This is a genomic window from Pseudomonas sp. EpS/L25 (assembly GCF_001512295.1).
GTDB lineage: Bacteria > Pseudomonadota > Gammaproteobacteria > Pseudomonadales > Pseudomonadaceae > Chryseomonas.
Window position 1 is genome coordinate 77,961 of the sequence record NZ_LNUP01000015.1, and the last position, 24,607, is coordinate 102,567.

The following is a 24,607-nucleotide window of genomic DNA, read 5'->3' on the forward strand; positions in this document are numbered from 1 at the left end:
GCGAGTGATTTTGGGGCGGTTCGGCGCTGCGGCCGAAAAGGCGCCGCCAACATTGTGTAGTTAACTTCTGAAACACCACACCAGTCCCTGCGCCAACGTTTCGCGCTCACCCACCCGGTCGCCAGGCCTCGCGCGCGCGACCGAAGTCGTCGTATTGGTCAGAAATCCATTGCCAGGATCGGGGTGAGTGGCGTTATGCTATCACCAGATTTCCCTGTCCTCCCTGCTTCGCCAGCTGCCCTCTCCCCCTACCAGCTGTGGACGATACCCATGAATGGATTCTTGGCCGCCTTGCGCCTCTGGGGGTGCAGCGCCGTGCTGTGGTTGCCGCTGCTGGTCTTCGCTACCACCGGTCGCGCCGAGGTGCTGACGCTCGACGATCCGGCACGCAGCTACGATCCCCGCCCGTTCCTGGAAATCCTCAAGGCGCCTGCCAGCCTGAGCTTCGCCGAAGCCGCTGCTCAGCCGGTGGATGCGCAGCGCGGCTGGCATGCCCCGGGGGTGCTGGAAACGCTGCTCCATGATGGTCGCCAGGGCCTCTGGCTGCGCTTTCGTCTGCAAAGCCACGACGACCGGGCCTGGTGGCTGATTCCCAGCTGGGCGGTGCTGGATCGGCTGGAGTTGCGTACGCGCAGCGCCACGGGCGAGTGGAGCGCGCCGCAGTTCAGCGGGATCGCCCTGCCGGCCAGGGAGCGTGCGCTGCCGGGCCGCCAACCCATGTTCGCCCTGGCACCCACCGCCGGAGCCGTGGAGGAGGTCTATCTGCGGGTGGATTCCCGGGAGACCTTCGTGCTGCCGCTGCGCCTGGTGACGCCGGCCACCTACCTCACCGAGGCGCAGCAGGATGCCTGGCTGATCGGCGGTTTCTTCGGTTGCCTGGTCACCATCCTGTTGCTGACCCTCACGCTGTGGAGCTTCGGCCGGCGCTCGGGATTCGGTTGGTATGCCTTCTACCTGATGAGCGTCATCGGCTACCAGGCGGTCACCACCGGCTATGGCGCCTGGCTGCTCTGGCCGGACAGCCCGGCCTTCGGTCTCCGCGCGCACCAGGCCTTCGCTGCGCTGTGCCTGCTCAGCGGGGGACTGTTCGTTCGCTATCTGCTCAGCCTCTATCGCGGCGAGCGCTGGCTCGACCTCGGCAATCGCCTGTTGATCGGCTACTGGAGCCTGGGATTGGTCATCGCTTTGGCCTGGCCGAACCTGCTGAGCTTCCAGGGCCTGCTCGGCATGATGGCGCTGAGTTGTCTGGTGCTGCTCGGCACCACCACCCACCTGGCCCTGCGCGGCAGTCGCATGGCGCTCTGGTTCAGCGCCGCCTGGGGCCTGCTGCTGCTGGGCAGCCTGGCGCAACTGCTGACCATCGCCGGCTGGCTGGCACCGGAAAGCCCGGCTCTTTACGGCCAGATGACCGGCTTCGCCCTGGGGTTCGTGATGCTGTCCCTGGGGCTTACCGAAGGCTTGAGCCAACAGCGGCGGCAGCGGATCGAGGCCCAGCGGCAGGCCCTGGAGGCTTCGGCCGCCCTGGCCCGCGAGCGCGAGGCCTCCTTCGTCGAGCTGGAACTGCGGGTGGCCTTGCGCACCGTGGAATTGCAGCAGGCCAAGGCGTCCCTGGAGCGGCTCAATCGCGAGCTGCTGCACCAGAGCCAGACCGACCCCCTGACCGGGCTGAGCAACCGCCGGCATTTCGAGCGGGTGTTCCAACAGGAAATCCGCCGCGCCATCCGCGCCGAGGTGCCGCTGGCAGTGCTGCTGGTGGACATCGATCACTTCAAGACGGTCAACGATACCCATGGCCATACCCTGGGCGACGAGTGCCTGAGGTGCGTGGCCGAGTTGCTGCGTCAGCACGCGCAGCGGGCAGGGGAGGTGGCGGCGCGCTACGGCGGGGAGGAATTCGTCATCGCGCTACCGGGCAGCGATCCCGAGGCCGCCCACCTGCTGGCGGAGCGTATTCGCCAGCAGGTGGCGGGGCTGGAACTGCAGAGCGAGCACGGGCTGCTGCGCCCCTCGGTGAGCATCGGCGTGGCGGTGGCCGTGCCGAGCAACCTGGAGCATGGTCAGGGCCTGCTGGAGGATGCCGACCGGGCGCTCTATGCGGCCAAGCGTGGCGGGCGCAATCGCGTCTGCCTCAGCGATGGCCTGCCCCAACTGCTGAGCAGCCAGGGCTGACACCCGCCGCGCCTCAGAGCCTGTTCAAAATCTCGAGAGCTAGCGCCAAACAAGGCCTAGGCGGCCCCGCGAAAAGGGCTGAGGAAGCGGATCGGACCCGCGCTCGGGTTTACGAGTGGTAAATGAGCATTCCGACGGGGCTGGCCTTCCAGGCCATTTTCAACGCGGTTTGGCCGACGCGCAGCAGATTTTGAACAGGCTCTCAGCGGTCGTCGGTCGGGCGGCGCTTCGGTTCCTGGGGGTCGAGCTTGATGACCTTGGCCAGCACGATCTTCGGACCCTTCATCTTCTTGACGATGATGCGCAGGCCTTCGGCTTCCAGCACCGTCTCCTCTTCGGGGACACGCTTCAGGCTGTCGTAGATCAGGCCGGCCAGGGTCTCGGCCTCGACGTGGTCCAGATCGATACCGAGCAGGCGCTCGACCTTGAACAGCGGGGTGTCGCCGCGCACCAGCAGCTTGCCCGGCTGGTAGGCGACCACGCCGCGTTCGGTCTTGCGGTGTTCGTCCTGGATGTCGCCCACCAGCACCTCCAGCACGTCCTCCATGGTCAGGAAGCCGATGACCTTGTGGTCGGCTTCCTCCACCAGCACGAAGTGCGCGCCGCCGCGGCGGAATTGCTCCAGCAGGTCGGACAGCGGCATGTGCTTGGTCACCCGTTCCAGCGGATGCACCAGGTCGTCGAGGTCGAAGGAGGCGGCTTCGCTGTCCAGGCCGGCGATGGCCAGCAGCAGGTCCTTGATGTGCAGCACCCCGGTGAAGGTCTGGCTGTCTTCGTCGTAGACCGGGTAGCGGCTGTACTTGGAGCGACGGATCTGGGTGAGGATCTCGTCCAGGCTGGCCTTGCTGTCCAGGTAGATGAGGTCTTCGCGCGAGTTGGCCCAGTCCACCACCTCCAGCTCGCCCAGCTCCACGGCCGAGGCCAGCACCCGGGCGTCCGGGTCGGTGGCGCGGTTGGAGTGCAGGATCAGCTTGAGTTCGTCACGGCTGTAGTGGTGTTCGTGGTGCGCGCCCGGCTCGCCCTGGCCGGCGATGCGCAGGATGGCGTTGGCACTGGCGTTGAGCAGCCAGATGGCCGGGTACATCAGCCAGTAGAAGAGGTACAGCGGCACCGCCGTCCACAGCGACAGCAGGTCGGGCTTGCGGATCGCCCAGGACTTGGGCGCCAGCTCGCCGACCACGATGTGCAGGTAGGAGATGATGAAGAAGGCAGTGAGGAAGGAGATGCCGTGGACCACCTCGGGGTTGTTGACCCCGGCGGCACCCAGCAGCGGTTCGAGGAGTTCGGCGAAGGCCGGCTCGCCGACCCAGCCCAGGCCCAGGGACGCCAGGGTGATGCCGAGCTGACAGGCGGAAAGGTAGGCGTCGAGCTGGTTATGCACCTTCTTGAGAATGCGTCCGCGCCAGCCGTGCTTCTTGGCGATGGCCTCCACGCGGGTGGCGCGCAGCTTGACCATGGCGAACTCGGCGGCAACGAAGAAGCCGTTGAGCAGCACGAGGAAGAAAGCGAAGAACACGAGGCCGAGATCGGCGAACAACGTCGAGGAAAGACTAGTGGAAGGGTCCATTAGGGCCGGGAGCTGGAAAAAGGTCGGCTAAGCATGGGGGCGGGGCAGGGCAGTTGCAAGATGTTGCGCCCGCTGGAGGGACGGGGCGCACCCTGGGCTGACGGGCAGCGGCTCTGGCGTCGGCCTTTGTCGGCGAGCCTTTTTCGCTAGGTCCAGCCTTCCAGACGCATGGTCGCCCGCACCAGGCGCTGCTCTTCCTGTTCGATCTCGCGCAGGCTGTCCCTGACACTGTGGATGTGCTCGCGGGCGGCGGCGTGGGCTTCGTCGGGCAGGCGCTGGCTCACGGCGGCATAGAGGCGGGCATGCTGGGCGTCGATTTCGCGGCGCTGCGGCGGGCGATGGTAGAGGTTGGCGATGCAGGCGAACACCGAACCCAGCAGCAGCTCGTTGAGCGATTGCAGTGTGTGGACCAGCACCGGGTTGTGCGAGGCCTCGCTGATCGCCAAGTGGAAGGCATGGTCGAGGCGGGCGTGGGTTTCCGCCGGCAGGCTGGCCGGGTCCTGGCAGGCGGCGCACAGCTCGTCGTAGCGGCGGCCTATGAGCACCAGGTCGGCGGTGGTGGCGCGCAGCGCGGCCAGGCGCGCCGCCTCGCCTTCGAGCAGGGCGCGGACCTCCAGCAGGTCGTAGAGGGTACGCGGCTGGCTGCTGAACAGGTGCAGCAGGGGATTCTCCGCCGCCGGTGCCGCCAGGCGGGCGACGAAGCTGCCCTGGCCGTGGCGGGTCTCGATGATGCCGCGGGCGCGGAGCAGCCCCAGGCCCTCGCGCAGCGCGGTGCGGGAGACGCCGAGCTTGTCGCACAGGCGCCGTTCGGAGGGCAGCGGCTGGCCGACCTTGAGCACCCCGTCCACCACCAGGCGTTCGATCTGCTGGCTGACGTTCTCGGCAACGGGAAGGCGGGCGGTGGCAACGGACATGCTGGTTTCCTGCTGGTATGACCACGAGGGTTAAGGCTAGTGAGCCACTGGCTGAAGAGGTCGTCAAGCCTCATGGAGTGGCCTGGTTCTTTGGTCGAAGAGGCGGCAAAAACTGGTATGACCAGTGTTCGCGGTCATGGACGCCCGCGCTGGTCTCGGGGTACAACGAAGCCTCTTGAGCCAGAACAACAACAAGGGCGGTTACCCGATGAGCCTGGTCTACGACGAACGTCTCGACGGCGCCTTGCCCCGCCCGGACAAGGCGCAACTGCTGCAGCGGTTGCGTGCCGAACTGCCCGAGCATTGCCTGCTGCATGACAGGGAAGACCTCAAACCCTACGAATGCGACGGCTTGGCGGCCTATCGCACCACGCCACTGCTGGTGGTGCTGCCGGAAACGGTGGAGCAGGTGCAGGCGACGCTGCGCCTGTGCCACGAGCTGAACGTACCCCTGGTGGCGCGTGGCGCCGGCACCGGTCTCTCCGGCGGCGCCCTGCCACTGCAGCAGGGCGTGCTGCTGGTGATGGCGCGCTTCAATCGCATCCTGGAGGTGGACCCCGATGGACTCCGTGCCCGGGTCCAGCCCGGGGTGCGCAACCTGGCCATCTCCCAGGCCGCGGCGCCCTTTGAGCTCTACTACGCGCCCGATCCCTCCTCGCAGATCGCCTGCTCCATCGGCGGCAACGTGGCCGAGAACGCCGGCGGCGTGCACTGCCTGAAATACGGCCTGACCGTGCACAACGTGCTGGCGGTGGAGATCGTTACCCTGGAGGGCGAACGCCTGACCCTGGGCAGCGCCGCCCTGGACAGCCCCGGCTTCGACCTGCTGGCGCTGTTCACCGGCTCCGAAGGGCTGCTCGGGGTGGTGGTGGAGGTGACCGTCAAGCTCCTGCCCAAGCCGCCCTGTGCCCGGGTGGTCATGGCCAGCTTCGCCGACATCGAACGCGCCGGGGCGGCGGTGGCCGACATCATCGCCGCGGGCATCATCCCCGGTGGCCTGGAGATGATGGACAACCTGACCCTGAGGGCCGCCGAAGACTTCATCCACGCCGGCTACCCGGTGGACGCCGCCGCCATCCTGCTCTGCGAGCTGGACGGGGTGGAAGCCGACGTGGCCGCCGACATCGAGCGGGTCAGCGCCCTGCTGGCCGCTGCCGGCGCCACCGAGATCCGCCTGGCCCGCGACGAGGCCGAGCGGCAGACATTCTGGGCCGGACGCAAGAATGCCTTTCCCGCGGTGGGGCGGCTGTCGCCCGACTACTACTGCATGGACGGCACCATTCCACGCCGGGCCCTGCCCGAGGTGCTGCGTGGCATCGAGGCGCTGTCGGCGGAGTACGGCCTGGCGGTGGGCAACGTCTTCCATGCCGGCGACGGCAACCTGCATCCGCTGATCCTCTTCGATGCCAACCGGCCCGGCGAACTGGAACAGGCCGAAGCCCTGGGCGGCCGCATCCTCGACCTCTGCGTGGCGGTGGGCGGCACCATCACCGGCGAACACGGCGTGGGCCGCGAAAAGATTAACGCCATGTGCACCCAGTTCCAGCCGGGCGAGCTGACCTTCTTCCATGCGGTGAAGGCGGCCTTCGACGCCCCCGGCCTGCTCAACCCCGGCAAGAACGTGCCGACCCTGCAGCGCTGCGCCGAATTCGGCGGGCTGCACGTGCACCACGGCCGGTTGCCCCACCCCGAACTGGAGCGCTTCTGATGGATAATCTGAATCTGCTCCTCGACCAGGTCCGCGAGGCCCTGGTCCGCCACCAGCCGCTGCGCATCCACGGTGGCGACACCAAGGCCCACCTGGGCCGTGCGGTCGACGGCGAGCCGCTGGACGTCAGCGGCCATCGTGGCCTGGTGCACTACGATCCCACCGAGCTGGTGGCCACGGTACGTACCGGCACGCCCCTGGCCGAACTCAATGCCGCCCTGGCCGAACGGGGGCAGATGCTGCCCTGCGAACCGCCGCAACTAGGCCAGGGTGCCACCGTCGGCGGCACCCTGGCCTGCGGTCTCTCCGGTCCGCGCCGCCCCTGGGCCGGCAGCCTGAGGGACTTCGTCCTGGGTACCCGGCTGATCACCGGTACCGGCGAGCACCTGAGATTCGGCGGCGAGGTGATGAAGAACGTCGCCGGCTACGACGTCTCCCGCCTGCTGGCCGGCAGCCAGGGTTGCCTGGGGGTGATCACCGAGGTGTCCTTCAAGGTGCTGCCCAGGCCGCGCTGCACCCAGAGCCTGAGCCTGGAGCTGGACGCCGAACGCGCCCTGCAGCGCCTCGCCGTCTGGGGTCGCGAGGCGCTGCCGATCTCGGCGGCCTGCCATGACGGCCAGCGGCTGCACCTGCGCCTGGAAGGCGGCGAGGGCTCGGTGCGCTCGGCGGCCGATCGCCTGGGCGGTGACGTCCTGGGCGAGGCCTTCTGGGACGAGCTCAACGAACAGCGCCTGGCCTTCTTCGCTGGCCCCGCGCCCCTGTGGCGGCTGTCGGTACCGGTCAACACCCCGCTGCTCGACCTGCCCGGCAGTCGATTGCTGGACTGGGGCGGTGCCCAGTACTGGCTCAAGAGCGATGCCCCGGCCACGGTCCTGCGCGAGATCGCCGAGCGTGCCGGTGGCCATGCGCTGTGCTACACGCCGGACGCCGAGCGCGAGGCCCAGCATCCGCTGCCCGCCGCGCTGCTCGACTATCACCGCCGCCTCAAGGCGCGCCTGGACCCCCAGGGGATCTTCAATCCGGGTCGGCTGTACGCCGGGCTGTAGGGGAAAGACGTCATGCAAACCAATCTGAGTCCCGCCGCCCGTGAACTGCCCCGCGCCGCCGATGCCGAGCGGGTGCTGCGCAGCTGCGTGCACTGCGGCTTCTGCAACGCCACCTGCCCGACCTACCAGCTGCTCGGCGACGAGCTGGACGGGCCGCGCGGGCGCATCTACCTGATCAAGGGCATGCTCGAAGGCGGCGAGGTCAGCGAAAAGACCCGCGAGCACCTCGACCGCTGCCTGACCTGCCGCAACTGCGAGACCACCTGCCCCTCGGGCGTCTCCTACCACGAACTGCTCGACATCGGCCGCGCCGAGGTGGAGCGCCGGGTACCGCGGCCGCTGGGCCAGCGCCTGCTGCGCGCCGGGCTGCGCCAGGTGCTGCCGCAGCCGCGACTGTTCGGGGCGCTGCTGAAAGGCGGCCAGGCACTGAAGCCGCTGTTGCCGGCAGGTGTCCAGGCCAAGCTCCCGGCGCGCATCGCCGCCCCGGGCGTGCGTCCGGCACCGCGCCATGCGCGGCGCATGCTGATCCTCGAGGGCTGCGTGCAGCCGGGACTGTCGCCCAATACCAATGCCGCCACCGCGCGGGTGCTGGATCGCCTCGGCATCAGCCTGGACGCCGCACCGCGCGCCGGTTGCTGTGGCGCGGTGGACTACCACCTCAATGCCCAGGAGGCCGGACTGGATCGTGCCCGGCGCAATATCGACGCCTGGTGGCCGGCGCTGCAGGGCGGCGCCGAGACCATCATCCAGACCGCCAGCGGCTGCGGTGCCTTCGTCAAGGAATACGCCAGCCTGCTGAAGGACGACCCGGCCTATGCCGCCAAGGCTCGCGAGGTCTCGGCGCGCACCCGTGACCTGGTGGAGGTGCTGCGCGAGCTACCGCTGGAAGCGCTGCAGCTGAAGGACACCCCGCGGCTGGCCTTCCACTGTCCCTGCACCCTGCAGCACGCCCAGCGCCTGGGTGGCGCCGTGGAAGGCGTCTTGCAACGCCTCGGCTTTCCGCTGGCGCCGGTACCCGACGGCCACCTCTGCTGCGGCTCGGCCGGCACCTATTCGCTGACCCAGCCGGACTTGTCGCGGCGGCTGCGCGACGCCAAGCTCGACGCCCTGGAGAGTGGTCGTCCGGAGGTGATCGCCACCGCCAACATCGGCTGCCAGAGCCATCTCGACGGCGCCGGGCGCACCCCGGTGCGCCACTGGATCGAAATCCTCGACGCGGCCCTGGCCGCTCCGACCCAACCCTGAACCCTGGAGGCCCCATGAAGACCAAAGCCGTGCTCACCCTTGCCGAGATCGACACCCTGCTGGCCGCCGGCCGCGCCGAAGCCGAGCGCCAGGGCTGGGCCGTGTGCATCGCCGTGGCCGATGACGGCGGCCATCCGCTGGCCCTGCTGCGTCTCGACGGCGCCGCGCCCAACAGCGCCTACATCGCCCCCGAGAAGGCCCGCAGCGCCGCCCTGGCGCGCAAGGAGTCCAAGGTGCTGGAAGAGATGATCAACAACGGCCGCACCGCCTTTCTCAGCGTCCCGCTGATGCAGGGCATGCTCGAAGGCGGGGTGCCCATCCTGGTGGACGGCCAGGTGGTGGGCGCGGTCGGCGTCTCCGGTGTCAAGGCCCCGGAAGATGCGCAGGTCGCCAAGGCCGCCATCGCGGCGCTGGGTTAACCCTCTCTCGATAGTTTCGTTATCAAGGAAAGCCATCATGACCGATCGCACTACCCTGGGCCGCCTGCAGGTGGCCACCGAGCTGCAGCGTTTCATCGACGAGGAAGTGCTGCCCGGCACCGGGCTCGACACCGCCGCCTTCTGGTCGGGCGTGGACACCCTGGTGCACGAGCTGGCGCCGCGCAACCGTGAATTGCTGGCCGAGCGTGATCGCCTGCAGGTGGAGCTGGACAACTGGCACCGCGCCCATCCCGGCCCGGTCACCGATCTGTCCGCCTACCAGACCTTTCTCGAAGGCATCGGCTATCTGCAACCGGTCCCCGGCCAGGTGCAGGCCTCGACCTCCGGGGTCGACCGCGAGATCGCCGAACAGGCCGGTCCGCAGCTGGTGGTGCCGGTGCTCAACGCCCGCTACGCCCTGAACGCCGCCAACGCCCGCTGGGGTTCGCTGTACGATGCCCTCTATGGCACCGACGCCCTGCCCGAAACCGATGGCGCCGAGCGCGGCAAGGGCTACAACCCCGCCCGTGGCGCCAAGGTGGTGGCCTTCGCCCGCCAGGTGCTGGACGGCGTGGCGCCCCTGGCCAGTGGCTCGCACAAGGACGCCACCGCCTACCGCATCCAGGACGGTCGCCTGGTGGTGGACCTCAGGAGCGGCACCAGCGAACTGGCCGATCCGGCTGTCTTCGTCGGCTACCAGGGCGACGCCGCGGCGCCGTCCGCGATCCTGCTGCGCCACAACGGCCTGCACCTGGAGATCCAGATCGACCGCGACAGCGCCATCGGCAAGACCGACGCCGCCGGGGTCAAGGACCTGCTCATGGAGGCCGCGGTCAGCACCATCATGGACCTGGAAGACTCCATCGCCGCGGTGGACGCCGCCGACAAGGTGCTGGCCTATCGCAACTGGCTGGGCCTGATGAAGGGCGACCTGGCCGAGGAGGTCAGCAAGGGCGGCGAGACCTTTACCCGCCGCCTCAACCCCGATCGCGAGTACCAGGGCGCCGACGGCCAGCCGCTGAGCCTGCACGGTCGCTCGCTGCTGTTCATCCGCAACGTCGGCCACCTGATGACCAATCCGGCGGTGCTGCTGGAAGACGGTCGCGAGATTCCCGAGGGCATCCTCGACGCCGTGGTCACCGTGACCATCGCGATGCACGACCTCAAGCGCCAGGGCAATTCCCGCAGCGGCTCGGTGTACATCGTCAAACCCAAGATGCACGGCCCGGCCGAGGTGGCCTTCGCCGTCCAGCTGTTCGACCGCGTCGAGGCCCTGCTGGGACTGCCGGCCAACACCGTCAAACTGGGCATCATGGACGAGGAGCGCCGTACCAGCGTCAACCTCAAGGCCTGCATCGCCGCCGCCGCCGCGCGGGTAGCCTTCATCAACACCGGCTTCCTCGACCGCACCGGTGACGAGATGCACACCGCCATGCTGGCCGGGCCCATGCTGCGCAAGGGCGACATGAAGACCTCCAAGTGGATCACCGCCTACGAGCGTAACAACGTGCTGGTCGGCCTGGCTTGCGGCCTGCGCGGCAAGGCGCAGATCGGCAAGGGCATGTGGGCCATGCCCGACCTGATGGCCGCCATGCTGGAGCAGAAGATCGGCCATCCCAAGGCCGGCGCCAACACCGCCTGGGTGCCATCGCCCACCGCCGCCGTGCTGCACGCCCTGCATTACCACCAGGTCAACGTCCAGCAGGTGCAGCAGGAGCTGGAGCGCAGCGACGTCGACGCCGCCCGCGGCGAATTGCTCGCCGGTCTGCTCAGCGTGCCGGTGGCCGAGTCGCCGGACTGGTCCGCCGAGGCCATCCAGCAGGAGCTGGACAATAACTGCCAGGGCATCCTCGGCTACGTGGTGCGCTGGGTCGACCAGGGCGTGGGCTGCTCCAAGGTGCCCGACATCCATGACGTCGGCCTGATGGAGGACCGCGCCACCCTGCGCATCTCCAGCCAGCACATCGCCAACTGGCTGCACCATGGCGTGGTCACGGCCGAACAGGTGGACGAAACCCTGCAGCGCATGGCCAAGGTGGTGGACGGCCAGAACGCCGGCGATGCCCTCTACGAACCCATGGCCGGGCACTTCGACAGCTCCTACGCCTACCGCGCCGCCCGCGACCTCATCTTCAAGGGCCGCGAACAGCCCAGCGGCTACACCGAGCCGCTGCTGCACGCCTGGCGGTTGAAGAAAAAGGCGGGGGCTTGAGAGATATGATTCTCGACGCCCGAACGTATCTTGCGGGTCGAGCGCCGAGCTCATGCTGACCCTTGGTCCAGAGCTGCATGCGACGGCTTGACGGACTTCAAGTCCTTCCCTAGTATGGACTGCAACACGGCCCCTCTCGGCTGACTCACTCCGGTGATGAAGCTGCTGAGGGGTTTTTTATTGCCTGCGTTTTACCAATCGGCTTCCCAGCCAGGCTGGACGCCCATGCCGGCAAGGTTCAGGCCCAGGTGTGACAGTTCTGGGAAGCTCAGCAGATGAGCCTTGATTCGTTGTGGCCACGTCGACCGGGGGTTCACGACGTTCAGGAGCTGGCGTGTCATGCACAGCAGCAGGTAGCAGCGTGCCAGGGCATGGGCATTGTCCACGAAAGGCTGGATCCAGGGTGCCTCGCTCACCGCTGGTAGCTTTGGCTGGTCGACGATGTTGCGATTCCAGAGCCGGCTATGGTGCGCGCAAACGTTGCGGAGATAGTTGAGGCTACGTAGCCAGGACGCAAAGACCCGGCCATTAGTTAGTCCATATTTGGCCGCAATGGCGTCTTGCTCAGTCTCCTGCAGGCCACCGTACAAAGTGGACAGGGTGCCGAAATCCCAAACTTCCGCCGCTATCCATATCGGCAAGGGCAAGCCGTACTTGTCCTTGCAATGCCGAATGAAGTCTTCCTTGGAGCGAGCGATTAATTTCGCGTGACGTCCCAGCCAATCGTGGTGGCGGCTGAGACCGGTCCTAGGATCGAGCTTGCTGCTGAAGTCACCGTGCAAAAGCTCGGGGCGTAGGTAGGCGAAGGTGTCTAGAACACCCAGACAGTAGGTGATATCGACCCTCAGGCCGACCTCTATGCGTTCTAAGGCATCCAGCGTCAATAGGCGCAGCTTCTTGTCGAACACATAGAGGTCGACAGCATTCTGGAAGGTGGCACCGGCTTTGAATTCGTCCAACACCAAGGTCGTGGCCTTGGGCTTTTGCGGCTTCCGGCCCTTGTCGAGCAGCATCACGGCGCCGCTTCGCTCGCGAAACGCATACCAATAGCCGCTCAAGCGATAATAGCCGATTCGGCCCAGATAGCTGAGCGCCAGTGTTCTGTCGGTGACGGTCAGGCCACGGCGAATCAGTTGATTCAGCTGGTCGTCCACGCTCATCCATGGTTTGGCGTATCCCAACATCGCGTATTCATTCCTCTGGGATGGAAAGGCTCTGGTGAGGTGCAGCGAGGGGTATCTGCTTGAGAGATGTGCGCCGTCGAGCCCTTTCGGCACGAGCTTAAGGAGGAGTTTCCTGGGAGTAAAAGAAAAAGGCCCGAATCGCCTTGAGCCATTGGATCAGGCCATGGATTCCTCTCTGGACAGGTCGGCTGTCAGGGATGAAGCCTACCAACGCCCCGACCACCGCCTCTTCCCTTGCCACTGGCGAATTTTTATACTATCTGGTCCCCCGTCCCCGGGATCATCATCGCCACGAGGAAGACCATGGCCCGCGTTACTGTCGAAGACTGCCTGGACAACGTAGACAACCGATTCGAGCTGGTCATGCTCGCCACCAAGCGCTCGCGCCAGCTGGCCACCGGCGGCAAGGAGCCCAAGGTACCGTGGGACAACGACAAGCCTACCGTCGTCGCCCTGCGCGAGATCGCCGAAGGCCTGGTCGACGAGGAAGTCATCCGTCTGGACGACATCGTCGAGGAAGAGCCCCTGTTCGCCGCCTTCGAAGTCAACGACGAAGCGGACGGCGAGGCCCTCTAAGCGATGGCCGCCGAGCCTGCGCATAGTGAGGTCCGCCCGACCGGCATCGATTTGCTGGCCGAGCGTCTGGCGGACTACCTGACTCCCGACCAGGTCAACCTGGTCCGGCGGGCCTACTACTACGCCGAGCAGGCTCACGACGGGCAGCGCCGCCGCAGCGGCGAGCCCTATGTCACCCATCCGTTGGCGGTCGCCAACATCCTCGCCGACATGCACATGGACCATCAGAGCCTGATGGCGGCCATGCTGCACGACGTGATCGAGGACACCGGCATCGCTAAGGAAGCCCTCGCCGGCCAGTTCGGTGAAACGGTGGCGGAGTTGGTGGACGGGGTCAGCAAGCTGACCCAGATGAAGTTCGAGACCAAGGCCGAGGCCCAGGCGGAGAACTTCCAGAAGATGACCATGGCGATGTCCAAGGACATCCGCGTCATCCTGGTCAAGCTGGCCGACCGGCTGCACAACATGCGCACCCTGGACGCCATGCCGCCGGACAAGAGCCGGCGCATCGCCAAGGAAACCCTGGAAATCTACGCGCCCATCGCCAACCGCCTGGGCATGCACGATTTCTACGTGGAATTCGAGGACCTGGGTTTCCGCGCCATGCACCCGATGCGCGCCGAACGCATCCAGCGGGCGGTCAAGACCGCGCGGGGCAACCGTCGCGAGATCCTCGGCAAGATCCAGGAATCCCTGGCCAACTGCCTGGCCCGCGACGGCCTGGACGGCGAGGTGGTCGGCCGCGAGAAGCACCTGCACAGCATCTACCAGAAGATGCGCGGCAAGCGGAAGTCGTTCAACGAGATCATGGACGTCTACGGCTTCCGCATCATCGTCGACAAGGTCGACACCTGCTACCGGGTGCTCGGTGCGGTGCACAATCTCTACAAGCCGTTCCCGGGGCGCTTCAAGGACTACATCGCCATCCCCAAGGCGAACGGCTACCAGTCGCTGCACACCACCCTGTTCGGCATGCACGGCGTGCCCATCGAGATCCAGATCCGCACCCGTGAGATGGAAGAGATGGCCAACAACGGCATCGCCGCCCATGGCCTGTACAAGGCCGGGGGCGACGAGCCGCGCGCCAGCCACCTGCGCGCCCGCCAGTGGGTGAAAGGCATCCTCGAGTTGCAGCAGCGCGCGGGCAACTCCCTGGAATTCATCGAGAACGTGAAGATCGACCTCTTCCCCGACGAGGTCTACGTCTTCACCCCCAAGGGTCGCATCATGGAGCTGCCCAAGGGCTCCACGGCCGTCGACTTCGCCTACGCGGTGCACACCGACGTCGGCAACAGCTGCATCGCCTGCCGCATCAATCGCCGCCTGGCGCCGCTGTCGCAGCCGCTGGGCAGTGGCGAGACGGTGGAGATCGTCACCGCGCCCGGTGCCCGGCCCAATCCGGCCTGGCTCAACTTCGTGGTCACCGGCAAGGCGCGCACCAACATCCGCCACGCGCTCAAGCAGCAGCGTCGTTCCGAGTCCATCAGCCTTGGCGAGCGCCTGCTGAACAAGGCGCTGTCCGGCTTCGGCACCCAGCTCTCCAAGATCTCGCCGATGCGCATCCTCTCGGTGCTGGGCGAGTACAAGGGCGTGGTGCTGGAAGACTTGCTCGAAGAGATCGGCCTGGGCAATCGCATGGCCTACGTGGTGGCGCGGCGCCTGGTGTCCGGTAGCGAGCAGGAAGAACCGCTGGAGCCGCAGCCCGGCACCACGCCGCAGGGGCCGCTGGCCATCCGTGGCTCCGAAGGCCTGGTGATCAGCTACGCCAAGTGCTGCACGCCGATTCCGGGCGATCCCATCGTCGGCCATCTCTCGGCCGGCAAGGGCATGGTGATCCACCTGGAAAACTGTCGGAACATCGCCGAATTCCGGCACAACAGCGAAAAGTGCATCGTGCTCAACTGGGCCAAGGACGTCACCGGCGAATTCAGCGTCGAGTTGCGTGTCCAGCTGGAGCACCAGCGCGGCCTGATCGCCATGCTGGCCAATAACGTCACCGCCGCGGACGCCAACGTCGAGAAGATCGGCATGAACGAACGCGACGGCCGGGTCAGCGTGGTCCAACTGGTGGTCAGCGTACATGACCGCGTCCATCTGGCGCGGGTAATCAAGAAGCTGCGCACCCTCAAGGGCGTGGCCGGTATCACTCGGGTTCGCAGCTAAGAGCCTGTTCACGATCTGCTGCGCGTCGGCCAAATGGCGTTGAAAATGCCCTGGAAAGCCAGTCCCGCCTAGGCGGCCCCGTCGCCATGTTCATTGACCACTCGTAAACCCGAACGCGGGTCCGATCCGCTTCCTCAGCCATTTGATTCACTGGCGCTCACCCTGCGGGCCAGCCGTTGGCTGTTACTCCCGTTGGTCGTTGCGGCTTGTTTGTCTCTAGCTCGCACGGTCGTGAACAGGTTCTGAGGTTGCAGGGTGTCGCCGCCGGCTTGCAGAATCGGGTCTTTCCCGCACAGGAGCGATTCATGAGCAAGCAAGTGATCCACACCGACAAGGCGCCTGCCGCCATTGGTACCTATTCCCAGGCGATCAAGGTCGGTGACACCGTCTATCTCTCCGGACAGATCCCGCTCAACCCGACCAGCATGGAGCTGGTCGACGGTTTCGAGGCCCAGGTAGTCCAGGTCTTCGAGAACCTCAAGTCCGTGGCCGAAGCCGCGGGTGGCTCGCTGGCGGATATCGTCAAGCTGAACATCTTCCTGGTCGACCTTGGGCACTTCGCCACCGTCAACGAGATCATGGGTCGCTATTTCCAGCAGCCCTATCCCGCGCGCGCCGCCATCGGCGTGGCCGCGCTGCCCAAGGGTTCGCAGGTGGAAATGGACGGGGTGCTGGTGCTGGGCTAGTTGGCGGTCTATCGCGGCCATGCCGGTGCGCCGTAGCCGACCGCTCCTACAGGGATGAATGCTCTTGTAGGAGCGGCCCATGGCCGCGATTGCTCAAGCCTGGAACGACCGCGATAGCCCCAAAACGAAAAAAGCCGACCGTCTCGCGACGGTCGGCTTTTGCATGCCGGCCTGTTTAGGCCGGGATGGACTTGATCTTCGGCATCCGCGCCCAGCAACGGTGCTTGGCGATGGCGGCGAAGAAGTCCTGCTGCACCGCCTTGAAGTCGCCGCCGGTGAGCAGGGCCTCGTCGGTGTCCAGATGAACCGCCTTGAGCAACTGCTCGGCTTCACCGGTGAGGGCGATGGCCTTGAGGTGCTTGTAGGCTTCCAGCAGGTAGTGCTTGATCACGCCGTCGTCGAGCATGGCCTTGACGCTCTCGGCGCCGCCCGGCACATAGACCGCGTCCAGCGCCACCGACGGCATGCCCTCGGCCGAGCCATCCACGGCCACTTCGCTGCCATCGGCGGCCTTGACCGGGCCAGCGGTAGGGCCGAGCACCTTCACATGGGCGCCTTCGGCCTTGAGCGCCTGCTTGATGGCGTCAACCTCGCTAGCGATCACGCCGTCACCCACCAGCACCGCCACCTTGAAGCCCTTGATGTTGCCGGACAGCAGGTTGAGCTGGCTCAGCGCCGGCGACTTGTCGATGGAGATCTTGCGCGGCGGCACGGTGGGCGCGGTGGGCGGGGTCACGCCGACCTTCTTGGCCACCTTCTGTGACAGGTCGAGGTCGATGTTGGCGAGGATCTCGTTGACCTGGCGCTCGCGAATCCACATCCGCTCGACCTTGCCCAGCTCGAAGCTGTAGGCATCGGCGACGTGGGCCTGCTCGGCTTCCGACAGGCTGTTGTAGAACAGCGTGGCCTGGGAGAAGTGATCGCCGAAGGACTCGCTGCGCTCACGTACCTTGTGGCCGTCGATACGCTCGTAGTAGCTCTCGAAACCGCCATCCTGGGGCGCTGGCGGGGTTTCCTTGGGCCAGCCGCCGTCGATGGAGTTGGGCTCGTAGGAGGCCCGGCCCTTGTCGATGGTCATGCGGTACTTGGCGTCGCGCTGGCCGTTGTGGTTCGGCACCACCGGGCGGTTGACCGGTAGTTCGTGGAAGTTCGGCCCACCGAGGCGGCTGATCTGGGTATCGGTGTAGGAGAATAGCCGACCCTGCAGCAGGGGGTCGTTGCTGAAGTCGATGCCGGGCACGACATGGCCGGGGCAGAAGGCCACCTGTTCGGTCTCGGCGAAATAATTGTCCGGGTTGCGGTTGAGCACCAGCTTGCCCAGCGGGGTGATGGGCACCAGCTCCTCGGGAATGATCTTGGTGGCGTCGAGGATGTCCCAGTCGAACTTGTGCTCGTCTTCCTCGGGAATGATCTGTACGCCGAATTCCCATTCGGGATAGTCGCCGGCTTCGATGGCCTCCCAAAGGTCACGGCGGTGGGCGTCGGTGTCCTTGCCAGCCAGCTTCTGGGCCTCGTCCCATACCAGCGAGCGCACGCCGCCGGCGGGTTTCAGGTGGATCTTGACGAAGACGCCCTTGCCGGCGGTGTTGATCATGCGGAAGGTGTGGATGCCGAAGCCCTGCATGCTGCGCAGGTTCACCGGGATGGCGCGGTCGGTCATGGTCCAGAGCACCATGTGCGCCGACTCGGGCACCAGGGAGACGAAATCCCAGAAGGTATCGTGGGCACTGCCCCCGGTGGGGATCTCATTGTGCGGCTCGGGCTTCACCGCATGGACGAAATCCGGGAACTTGATGGCGTCCTGGATGAAGAAGACCGGCATGTTGTTGCCGACCATGTCCCAGTTGCCTTCCTCGGTGTAGAACTTGATGGCGAAGCCGCGCACGTCGCGTACGGTATCGCCGGAGCCGCGCGGACCCTGCACGGTGGAGAAGCGCACGAACACCGGGGTCTGGTGGTTGGGATCGCGGAAGAGGGCGGCCTTGGTCAGGTCGGACCAATCTTGGTAGGGCTGGAAGTAGCCGTAGGCGCCGGTGCCGCGGGCATGGACGATGCGCTCCGGGATGCGCTCATGGTCGAAGTGAGTGATCTTCTCCCGCATGATGAAGTCTTCGAGCAGGGAAGGCCCACGGGTGCCGGCGCGTAGCGAGTTCTGGTTGTCGGCGATCTTCACGCCGTGATTGGTGCGCAGTGCCTGGCCGGTGGCATCGGAGCGGAATTGTTCCAGTTGCTCGATTTTCTTCGAGGTGTTCTGGCGATCCAGGGTGTCGGTACCGGCGAGTTCACTCTTGGGGGGCGTAGCCATGGAAAGTCCTCATCAGGCGCCTGGAGGGCGCTCTTTGCGTCCCCTACGGAATGTGGGGCGAATTCAGGCAGTCCTGTACTGACTCGCCGGCAAGAGCCGGTGTTCCGCCTGGCTGGTGCGAAGCGACGGGCTGCCCCCACGGGCGTAGTCATGTCGCGAGAACTGGCCATATGCCTTTATCGGCTTAACATCCGATAACAAGTGCTAAGCAGATATAAGCGCGCACGTTAAACTGCGCGCCGGGGTCACCCTCCCGTTGTCTGACGATACCCACAAGGTTCCTCCATTGATCGAATTCCAAGCTGTCCACAAGACGTACCGCACGCGCGGTCGCGAGGTCGCGGCGCTCCAGCCGGTCGACCTGAGGATCGAAGCCGGCGAGATCTTCGGCCTGATCGGCCATTCGGGTGCCGGCAAGAGCACCCTGCTGCGTCTGATCAACCGCCTCGAAGCCCCCAGTGGCGGTCGCCTGCAGGTCGATGGCGCCGAGGTCACCACCCTGGGCTCCAGCGAGCTGCGCGATTTCCGCCGCCGCATCGGCATGATCTTCCAGCATTTCAACCTGCTCTCCTCCAAGACCGTGGCGGCCAACGTGGCCCTGCCGCTGGAACTGGCCGGCGGCCGTTCGCGGGCGCAGATCGCCCAACGGGTCGAGGAATTGCTGGCGCGGGTCGGGCTGTCCGACCAGGCGCGCAAGTACCCGGCGCAACTCTCCGGCGGCCAGAAGCAGCGCGTCGGCATCGCCCGCGCCCTGGCCACCGAGCCGAAGATCCTGCTCTGCGACGAGGCCACCAGCGCCCTCGATCCCCAGACCACCGCCCAGGTGCTGCAACTGCTCGCCGAGCTCAATCGCGAACTGGGCCTGACCATCGTGCTGATCACCCACGAGATGGACGTGATCCGTCGCGTCTGCGACCGCGTCGCCGTACTCGATGGCGGCGCCGTGGTGGAGCAGGGCACCGTGGCCGATGTCTTCCTGCATCCGCAGCACCCCACCACCCGCCGCTTCGTGTTCGAGGCCGAGCACCAGGACGAGGCCGACCTGGCCGACGCCTATGCCCATGTCGAAGGCCGCATCCTGCGCCTGACCTTCCGTGGCGAAGCCACCTATGCACCGCTGCTGGGCCACGTCGCCCGGGAGACCGGTGTCGACTACAGCATTCTCGGCGGCCGCATCGACCGCATCCGGGACGAGCCCTACGGCCAGCTCACCATCGCCCTGGTGGGCGGTGACCTGGACGCCGCCCTGGCCCGCTTCCAGTCTGCCGACGTCACCGTGGAGGTCCTGCGCTGATGGACGAGCTCTTCACCAACATCGACTGGGCCGAGATCTGGCAGGCGACCCAGGACACCCTGGCCATGCTCGGCTGGTCCATGCTCTTCACCCTGATCCTCGGCCTGCCGCTGGGCGTACTGCTGTTCCTCACCAGCCGCCGCCAGTTGCTGGAGCAGCCGCTGGTCTACGGCATCCTCTCCTTCGTGGTCAACGTGCTGCGCTCGGTGCCCTTCATCATCCTGCTGATCCTGATGATCCCCATCACGGTCTGGCTGATCGGCACGTCCCTGGGCGTCGAGGGCGCCATTCCGCCGCTGGTGGTGGGCGCCGCGCCCTTCTTCGCCCGGCTGGTGGAGACCGCCCTGCGCGAGGTCGACCGCGGCATCATCGAGGCCACCCAGGCCATGGGCGCCAGTCTCTGGCAGATCGTCACCCGCACCCTGTTGCCCGAGGCCCTGCCCGGGCTGATCGCGGCCACCACCGTCACCGCCATCGCCCTGGTGTCCTACACCGCCATGGCCGGGGTGATCGGCGGTGGCGGGCTGGGCGATCTGGCCATTCGTTTCGGCTACCAGCGCTTCCAGACCGACGTCATGGTGGTCACGGTGCTCTTGCTGCTGGTGCTGGTCCAGGTACTGCAGATGGTCGGCGATCGCCTCGTCGCCCATTTCAGTCGTCGTTGATTCGGGCTTCGTCCACTTGAAGGTTCTGCACAAGGAAAATCCCAGATGTCGCTGAAACGTACCCTGCTGTCCCTGGCCTTCGGCCTGAGTGTCGCCACCGCCGCCCAGGCCGCCGAGACCCTGACCGTCGCGGTCAATCCGGTTCCCCATGCGGAGATCCTGGAATTCATCAAGCCGCAACTGGCCAAGGAAGGCGTGGACCTGAAGATCAAGGTCTTCACCGACTACATCCAGCCCGATCGCCAGACCGATCAGAAGCAGGTGGATGCCAACTACTTCCAGACCAAGCCGTACTACGCCAGCTACAAGAAGAGCAATCCGAGCAGCGACCAGGTGCCGGTGGTGGCGGTGCACGTCGAGCCCTTCGGGGCCTATTCGCAGAAGATCAAGGACATCAAGGAACTCAAGGACGGCGCCACCGTGGCCATCCCCAACGACCCGAGCAACTCCGGTCGTGCGCTGCTGCTGATCGCCAAGCAGGGCCTCATCACCCTCAAGGATCCGAGCAACGTCACCGCCACCCCGCGTGACATCGTCGAGAATCCCAAGCACCTCAAGTTCAAGGAGCTGGAAGCCGCGACCCTGCCGCGGGTGTTGAACCAGGTCGACCTGGCGCTGATCAACGCCAACTACGCCCTTGAGGCCAAACTGGTGCCGACCAAGGACGCCCTCTTCATCGAGAGCGGCGAGTCGCCCTACGCCAACCTGCTCTACACCCGCGCCGACAAGGCCAGCGACCCGGCCATCCAGAAGTTGGCCAAGGCCCTGACCACGCCTGAAGTGAAGCAATTCATCGAGAAGAAGTACCAGGGCGCCGTCGTTCCCGCGTTCTGACAGCCTTTGTTCCACCGCCGTCGCGCCCGCAAAGGCGTCGGCGGTTCCACCCCGTCTTAGGAAACTGCCATGAAGAAACTGCTCGTCACCGTCGCCCTGCTGGCCGCCAGCCTGACCGCCCACGCCGCCGAGACCCTCAGCGTCGCCGCCACCCCGGTGCCCCACGCCGAGATCCTCGAATTCGTCAAACCCCAGCTGGCCAAGGAAGGGGTGGACCTGCAGATCAAGGTCTTCACCGACTACGTACAGCCCAACCTGCAGGTGGCCCAGAAGCGCCTGGACGCCAACTTCTTCCAGCACCAGCCCTACCTGGACGAATTCAACAAGAGCCGCGGTACCGACCTGGTGACCGTGGCCCAGGTGCACGTCGAGCCCTTCGGCATCTATTCGCAAAAGATCAAGACGCTCGACGAACTGCGTGACGGCGCCGTCGTGGCCATTCCCAGCGACGCCACCAACGGCGGCCGCGCCCTGCTGCTGCTGGAGAAGGCTGGGCTGATCAAGCTCAAGGACAGCGCCAACATCCTGGTCACGCCCAAGGACATCGTCGAGAATCCCAAGAAGCTCAAGTTCAAGGAGCTGGAGGCCGCGACCCTGCCGCGCGTGCTCAATCAGGTCGACCTGGCGCTGATCAACACCAACTACGCGCTGGAAGCCAAGCTTAATCCGACCCAGGACGCCCTGCTGCTGGAAGGCAAGGAATCGCCCTACGCCAACATCCTGGTCGCCCGCCCGGACAACAAGGACAGCGACGCCGTGCAAAAGCTGGCCAAGGCCTTGAACACCCCGGCGGTGAAGCAGTTCATCGAAGAGAAGTACAAGGGCGCCGTGGTGCCGGCGTTCTGATTGACTCTGGAACGGAAAATGCCGGCCTTGTGCCGTAATGCCCCCAGTTAAGCCTTGAGTGCAGTCCACGCTGCTCTTCCAGCCACCCTAACGACCACAAGAAACGCCGTGCTCTCTTCGCCAGAACGCGGCGTTTTTTGTCACTGATCTGCATTGGGCCAATGCCAGGCTGTTGCATGGGCCACTATCAGGATCTCTACCTATCGCGGCCATGGCGGTCCGCCGAGGCCGCGGTCATCGCCGTAGCGTGGAAAACGGCGTAGCCTTTTCCACGGGGAGTGCGAAACTGGGTGTTCCCTCACCCCAGCCCTCTCCCAAAGGGAGAGGGGGCGCTTGGAGCGGATGCTCGTCTGCGGTGGCTCAGGCGTAAGACAGTTGCTCCTACAGGCGCTCGACGTACCCGTAGGAGCGGCCGCATCGGCGGACCGCCATGGCCGCGATAGCACGCTTAAAGCCAAATCCAGGCTCCATCCTTTTGGCGCACACTGTCTGAAGGCTTAAGTGATCGGCATTACGCCGGCATTTTCAGGGGCCTATCAGGCCACCGATTCGGCGCTGGCCGGCACACTCCCATTGCGCCGGATGATCACCAGCAACACCGCCGCTCCCGCGGCCATCAGCAGCGGCACGGCATGGCCGGTGAGCCACTGGCTGGCGGCGCCGGTGACCAGTGGGCCGATCAGGCAGCCGAGGCCCCAGAGCTGAGCGATACAGGCATTGGCGCGGACCAGTTCGGCGTCGCGGTAGCGCTCGCCCACCAGGATCAGCGCCAGGGTGAAGAGCCCGCCGGCGGTGGCACCGAACAGCACCAGCAGCGGCCAGACGCCAGGGGTGTGCAACAGCGCCGGCAGCGCCAGGCTGACCGCCAGCAGGCCCAGGCTGCAGCCGAGGAACAGGCCCTGGCGCGAAAGGCGGTCGGCGAGTAGCCCCAGGGGTAGTTGCAGCAGGGCATCGCCCACCACCACGGCGCTGACCATGTACAGCGCCAGCTGCTGGCCGAAGCCCTGGTTGAGGGCATAGACCGGCATGAGAGTGAGGATCATCGCCTCGAAGCAGGCGAACAGCGCCACGGCCCAGGCGATGGCAGGTGCCCCGCGACAGAAGTCCAGCAGCGCCCGCCAGGCGGCGGTATGGCCGCCCGCAGCGGGCGCGCCCTGGCGACCGAGCAGCAGCGTGGCACCGCCGAGCATGAGCAGGGCACCGAGCCAGAAGCCCTGGTCGCCCTCGGTGCCGAGCGCGCCCAAGAGCAGCGGCCCCGCCAGTTGGCTCAGCGCATAGCTGCTGCCATAGAGGGCTACCAGGCGCCCACGCCATTGGTCGGTGATGACCTGGTTCATCCAACTCTCGCCGAGCACGAAGATCAGCGTGAGGATGGCGCCCAGGGCGAGGCGCAAGAGCAGCCACAGGGGATAGCTGGGCAGCAGCGACAGCAGGATCAGTGAGCCGGCGCCGCTCGCCAGACATAGCTGCATCAGCCGTGGCGTGCCGATCCAGGTGGCGAGACGTCCGGCCAGGCTGGCGCCGGTGAGGATGCCGATGGCCGGCGCCGCGGCCATGACGCCGATGGCGAAACTGCCATAGCCCCAGCTTTCCAGGCGCAGCGATACCAGGGGCATCGATAGGCCGATGGCCAGCCCCACGCTGATGACGCTGCCCAGCACGGCGAAATAGGTGGCCCAGGGCATGGGCGTGGACGAAGTACTCATGGGCTTGTCTTATCTGAAGGCGGCGGGTCGCCGGCTATGGAGCCCTGGCTGTTCGCCTGGGTTCCGGCACGGTTGGCCTTTGCCAGGCTTTCGCGTAGCGTGCGCCCTACCTGAAGCTGGATGAGAGAAAAACAGAAAATGCGCAAATGGCAATGCATCGTATGCGGCTATATCTACGATGAGGCCCAAGGCTGGCCCGACGACGGCATCGCGCCCGGCACCCGCTGGGAAGATGTACCGGAAGACTGGCTCTGTCCGGATTGCGGCGTGGGCAAGGGCGACTTCGAGATGATCGAAATCGGCTGATCCAGCATTGCCTCATCCTGATGGTAATAAATGGCAACAAAAAAGGCATCGCTGGAGCGATGCCTTTTGGCTGTAGCGGCCATCCCTGCCACGCGATTCAGCCTTCGATGCTGTCCTTCAGCGCCTTGCCAGGCTTGAACGCCACCGTGTTGCTCGCCCGGATCTTGACCGGTTCGCCGGTCTGGGGATTCTTCCCCATGCGGGCGCCGCGGTGACGCGGCAGGAAGGTACCGAAGCCGACCAGCGTCACGCTGTCCTTGCGGTGCAGCGCGTTCGCGATCTCGTCCAACAGCGTGTTGAGCACGGTGTTGGCCTGTTCCTTTGGAAGTCCGACTTTTTCAGCGATGACAGTTGCCAGTTCTGGCTTGCGCATAACTACCTCTCGTGGAGTCATTTTTAGCCGTGCGGGCCTCGCATGGCTCTCCTGGCAAAGCGATTCCCCCAAGGTAGAGGGTGGCCCGACACCAATAACGTTGGTGCGACAAAAGTCGAACCAGATAGCGTTATAAGGCAAAGCAAGCACAAGCGAAAGTTAATTAGCAGACTATTAGCCGTTGGTAGGATGACTGATGCCGTCTTCGCCAACTGTGCAGCATTCTACGCACCGCTCGTGGACGAAATGTCCGCCGCTCGGCGGATGGCGAAGGTCCGCCGTTTTCACGGCAAGGGCTCTAGCCGGGCACTGTGAACAGCCGGACCGGGAGTGCGCGGGCGATGGACTCGCGGGTGAAATGACGCGCCGGGGAAAGGCGCTGCGGGCCT

Annotated in this window: 20 protein-coding genes; 14 read left to right on the forward strand and 6 right to left on the reverse strand. The window is 65.9% G+C overall.

Going from position 1 to position 24,607, the window contains the following annotated elements; genetic code table 11:
• The first annotated feature begins 270 nt into the window (after positions 1 to 270).
• Positions 271 to 2,169, forward strand: a complete 1,899-nt coding sequence (locus tag AR540_RS17015; protein WP_059230398.1) for a sensor domain-containing diguanylate cyclase — start codon at positions 271 to 273, stop codon at positions 2,167 to 2,169.
• A gap of 202 nt (positions 2,170 to 2,371) precedes the next feature.
• Here AR540_RS17015 and AR540_RS17020 read toward each other — a convergent pair whose 3' ends face one another.
• Positions 2,372 to 3,736, reverse strand: coding sequence for a hemolysin family protein (locus AR540_RS17020; RefSeq protein ID WP_059230399.1), 1,365 nt, complete (start codon positions 3,734 to 3,736; stop codon positions 2,372 to 2,374).
• A 146-nt stretch (positions 3,737 to 3,882) separates the two neighbouring features.
• Positions 3,883 to 4,650 (reverse strand): transcriptional regulator GlcC, encoded by a 768-nt coding sequence (glcC, locus tag AR540_RS17025; RefSeq protein WP_059230400.1) that lies wholly within the window; start codon positions 4,648 to 4,650, stop codon positions 3,883 to 3,885.
• Between the two features lie 208 nt (positions 4,651 to 4,858).
• Between glcC and glcD the strand changes: the two genes are divergently transcribed.
• Genes glcD through AR540_RS17050 form a run of 5 tightly spaced genes read left to right on the forward strand, consistent with a single transcriptional unit; the run spans position 4,859 to position 11,280 of the window.
• Positions 4,859 to 6,358: a glycolate oxidase subunit GlcD gene (glcD, locus tag AR540_RS17030; RefSeq protein WP_059231542.1), complete on the forward strand. Its 1,500-nt coding sequence runs from the start codon at positions 4,859 to 4,861 to the stop codon at positions 6,356 to 6,358.
• A complete protein-coding gene (gene glcE, locus AR540_RS17035; RefSeq protein ID WP_059230401.1) occupies positions 6,358 to 7,404 on the forward strand; it encodes a glycolate oxidase subunit GlcE in 1,047 nt (348 codons plus the stop codon). Before glcD ends, glcE begins: the two co-directional genes overlap by 1 nt.
• 12 nt (positions 7,405 to 7,416) lie before the next feature.
• A complete protein-coding gene (glcF, locus tag AR540_RS17040) occupies positions 7,417 to 8,649 on the forward strand; it encodes a glycolate oxidase subunit GlcF (RefSeq protein WP_059230402.1) in 1,233 nt (410 codons plus the stop codon).
• A gap of 14 nt (positions 8,650 to 8,663) precedes the next feature.
• A complete protein-coding gene (locus AR540_RS17045) occupies positions 8,664 to 9,068 on the forward strand; it encodes a heme-binding protein (RefSeq protein ID WP_059230403.1) in 405 nt (134 codons plus the stop codon).
• A 37-nt stretch (positions 9,069 to 9,105) separates the two neighbouring features.
• Positions 9,106 to 11,280, forward strand: coding sequence for a malate synthase G (locus AR540_RS17050; protein WP_059230404.1), 2,175 nt, complete (start codon positions 9,106 to 9,108; stop codon positions 11,278 to 11,280).
• A gap of 191 nt (positions 11,281 to 11,471) precedes the next feature.
• On the opposite strand, the gene AR540_RS17055 is transcribed toward AR540_RS17050, so the two are convergent.
• A complete protein-coding gene (locus tag AR540_RS17055; RefSeq protein WP_330219597.1) occupies positions 11,472 to 12,440 on the reverse strand; it encodes an Abi family protein in 969 nt (322 codons plus the stop codon).
• 327 nt (positions 12,441 to 12,767) lie between these two features.
• Between AR540_RS17055 and rpoZ the strand changes: the two genes are divergently transcribed.
• The 3 genes from rpoZ to AR540_RS17070 all read left to right on the forward strand — a co-directional run bounded on the left by rpoZ (position 12,768) and on the right by AR540_RS17070 (position 15,889).
• Complete coding sequence (rpoZ, locus tag AR540_RS17060; protein WP_017639297.1) at positions 12,768 to 13,040, forward strand: DNA-directed RNA polymerase subunit omega; 273 nt, start codon at positions 12,768 to 12,770, stop codon at positions 13,038 to 13,040.
• Positions 13,041 to 13,043: 3 nt separating this feature from the next.
• Positions 13,044 to 15,203: a bifunctional GTP diphosphokinase/guanosine-3',5'-bis pyrophosphate 3'-pyrophosphohydrolase gene (gene spoT, locus AR540_RS17065; protein ID WP_059230406.1), complete on the forward strand. Its 2,160-nt coding sequence runs from the start codon at positions 13,044 to 13,046 to the stop codon at positions 15,201 to 15,203.
• A 305-nt stretch (positions 15,204 to 15,508) separates the two neighbouring features.
• Entirely contained in the window at positions 15,509 to 15,889 is a 381-nt protein-coding gene (locus tag AR540_RS17070; RefSeq protein ID WP_059230407.1) for a RidA family protein, read from the forward strand.
• Positions 15,890 to 16,064: 175 nt separating this feature from the next.
• Here AR540_RS17070 and katE read toward each other — a convergent pair whose 3' ends face one another.
• A complete protein-coding gene (gene katE, locus AR540_RS17075) occupies positions 16,065 to 18,194 on the reverse strand; it encodes a catalase HPII (RefSeq protein WP_059230408.1) in 2,130 nt (709 codons plus the stop codon).
• A 286-nt stretch (positions 18,195 to 18,480) separates the two neighbouring features.
• On the opposite strand from katE, the gene AR540_RS17080 reads away from it, so the two are divergent.
• The 4 genes from AR540_RS17080 to AR540_RS17095 all read left to right on the forward strand — a co-directional run bounded on the left by AR540_RS17080 (position 18,481) and on the right by AR540_RS17095 (position 21,833).
• Positions 18,481 to 19,488, forward strand: a complete 1,008-nt coding sequence (locus tag AR540_RS17080; protein ID WP_059230409.1) for a methionine ABC transporter ATP-binding protein — start codon at positions 18,481 to 18,483, stop codon at positions 19,486 to 19,488.
• Entirely contained in the window at positions 19,488 to 20,153 is a 666-nt protein-coding gene (locus AR540_RS17085; RefSeq protein WP_007161460.1) for a methionine ABC transporter permease, read from the forward strand. Before AR540_RS17080 ends, AR540_RS17085 begins: the two co-directional genes overlap by 1 nt.
• A 51-nt stretch (positions 20,154 to 20,204) precedes the next feature.
• Positions 20,205 to 20,987 (forward strand): MetQ/NlpA family ABC transporter substrate-binding protein, encoded by a 783-nt coding sequence (locus AR540_RS17090; RefSeq protein WP_059231545.1) that lies wholly within the window; start codon positions 20,205 to 20,207, stop codon positions 20,985 to 20,987.
• A gap of 69 nt (positions 20,988 to 21,056) precedes the next feature.
• The gene (locus tag AR540_RS17095) at positions 21,057 to 21,833 is read left to right on the forward strand and encodes a MetQ/NlpA family ABC transporter substrate-binding protein (RefSeq protein WP_059230410.1); all 777 of its coding nucleotides are present in this window, start codon (positions 21,057 to 21,059) and stop codon (positions 21,831 to 21,833) included.
• Positions 21,834 to 22,369: 536 nt separating this feature from the next.
• Here the strand turns inward: AR540_RS17095 and AR540_RS17100 are convergent.
• Positions 22,370 to 23,518: an MFS transporter gene (locus AR540_RS17100; protein ID WP_059230411.1), complete on the reverse strand. Its 1,149-nt coding sequence runs from the start codon at positions 23,516 to 23,518 to the stop codon at positions 22,370 to 22,372.
• Positions 23,519 to 23,677: 159 nt separating this feature from the next.
• Here AR540_RS17100 and AR540_RS17105 point away from each other — a divergent pair, with 159 nt between their 5' ends.
• On the forward strand, positions 23,678 to 23,845 hold the full coding sequence (locus AR540_RS17105) for a rubredoxin (protein ID WP_059230412.1): 168 nt from the start codon (positions 23,678 to 23,680) through the stop codon (positions 23,843 to 23,845).
• A 97-nt stretch (positions 23,846 to 23,942) separates the two neighbouring features.
• Here the strand turns inward: AR540_RS17105 and AR540_RS17110 are convergent, their stop codons facing one another.
• The gene (locus AR540_RS17110) at positions 23,943 to 24,218 is read right to left on the reverse strand and encodes an HU family DNA-binding protein (RefSeq protein ID WP_059230413.1); all 276 of its coding nucleotides are present in this window, start codon (positions 24,216 to 24,218) and stop codon (positions 23,943 to 23,945) included.
• Positions 24,219 to 24,607 lie beyond the last annotated feature (389 nt).

Bases quoted from the DNA above. Each gene is read 5' to 3' on its own strand.
- AR540_RS17100 (WP_059230411.1), bottom strand. From the start codon at position 23,518: ATGCCCTGGGCCACCTATTTCGCCGTGCTGGGCAGCGTCATCAGCGTG.
- AR540_RS17045 (WP_059230403.1), top strand. From the start codon at position 8,664: ATGAAGACCAAAGCCGTGCTCACCCTTGCCGAGATCGACACCCTGCTG.
- AR540_RS17015 (WP_059230398.1), top strand. From the start codon at position 271: ATGAATGGATTCTTGGCCGCCTTGCGCCTCTGGGGGTGCAGCGCCGTG.
- rpoZ (WP_017639297.1), top strand. From the start codon at position 12,768: ATGGCCCGCGTTACTGTCGAAGACTGCCTGGACAACGTAGACAACCGA.
- glcD (WP_059231542.1), top strand. From the start codon at position 4,859: ATGAGCCTGGTCTACGACGAACGTCTCGACGGCGCCTTGCCCCGCCCG.
- glcC (WP_059230400.1), bottom strand. From the start codon at position 4,650: ATGTCCGTTGCCACCGCCCGCCTTCCCGTTGCCGAGAACGTCAGCCAG.
- AR540_RS17020 (WP_059230399.1), bottom strand. From the start codon at position 3,736: ATGGACCCTTCCACTAGTCTTTCCTCGACGTTGTTCGCCGATCTCGGC.
- AR540_RS17110 (WP_059230413.1), bottom strand. From the start codon at position 24,218: ATGCGCAAGCCAGAACTGGCAACTGTCATCGCTGAAAAAGTCGGACTT.
- AR540_RS17095 (WP_059230410.1), top strand. From the start codon at position 21,057: ATGAAGAAACTGCTCGTCACCGTCGCCCTGCTGGCCGCCAGCCTGACC.
- glcE (WP_059230401.1), top strand. From the start codon at position 6,358: ATGGATAATCTGAATCTGCTCCTCGACCAGGTCCGCGAGGCCCTGGTC.
- spoT (WP_059230406.1), top strand. From the start codon at position 13,044: ATGGCCGCCGAGCCTGCGCATAGTGAGGTCCGCCCGACCGGCATCGAT.
- AR540_RS17070 (WP_059230407.1), top strand. From the start codon at position 15,509: ATGAGCAAGCAAGTGATCCACACCGACAAGGCGCCTGCCGCCATTGGT.
- AR540_RS17085 (WP_007161460.1), top strand. From the start codon at position 19,488: ATGGACGAGCTCTTCACCAACATCGACTGGGCCGAGATCTGGCAGGCG.
- AR540_RS17055 (WP_330219597.1), bottom strand. From the start codon at position 12,440: ATGAGCGTGGACGACCAGCTGAATCAACTGATTCGCCGTGGCCTGACC.
- glcF (WP_059230402.1), top strand. From the start codon at position 7,417: ATGCAAACCAATCTGAGTCCCGCCGCCCGTGAACTGCCCCGCGCCGCC.
- AR540_RS17105 (WP_059230412.1), top strand. From the start codon at position 23,678: ATGCGCAAATGGCAATGCATCGTATGCGGCTATATCTACGATGAGGCC.
- AR540_RS17050 (WP_059230404.1), top strand. From the start codon at position 9,106: ATGACCGATCGCACTACCCTGGGCCGCCTGCAGGTGGCCACCGAGCTG.
- katE (WP_059230408.1), bottom strand. From the start codon at position 18,194: ATGGCTACGCCCCCCAAGAGTGAACTCGCCGGTACCGACACCCTGGAT.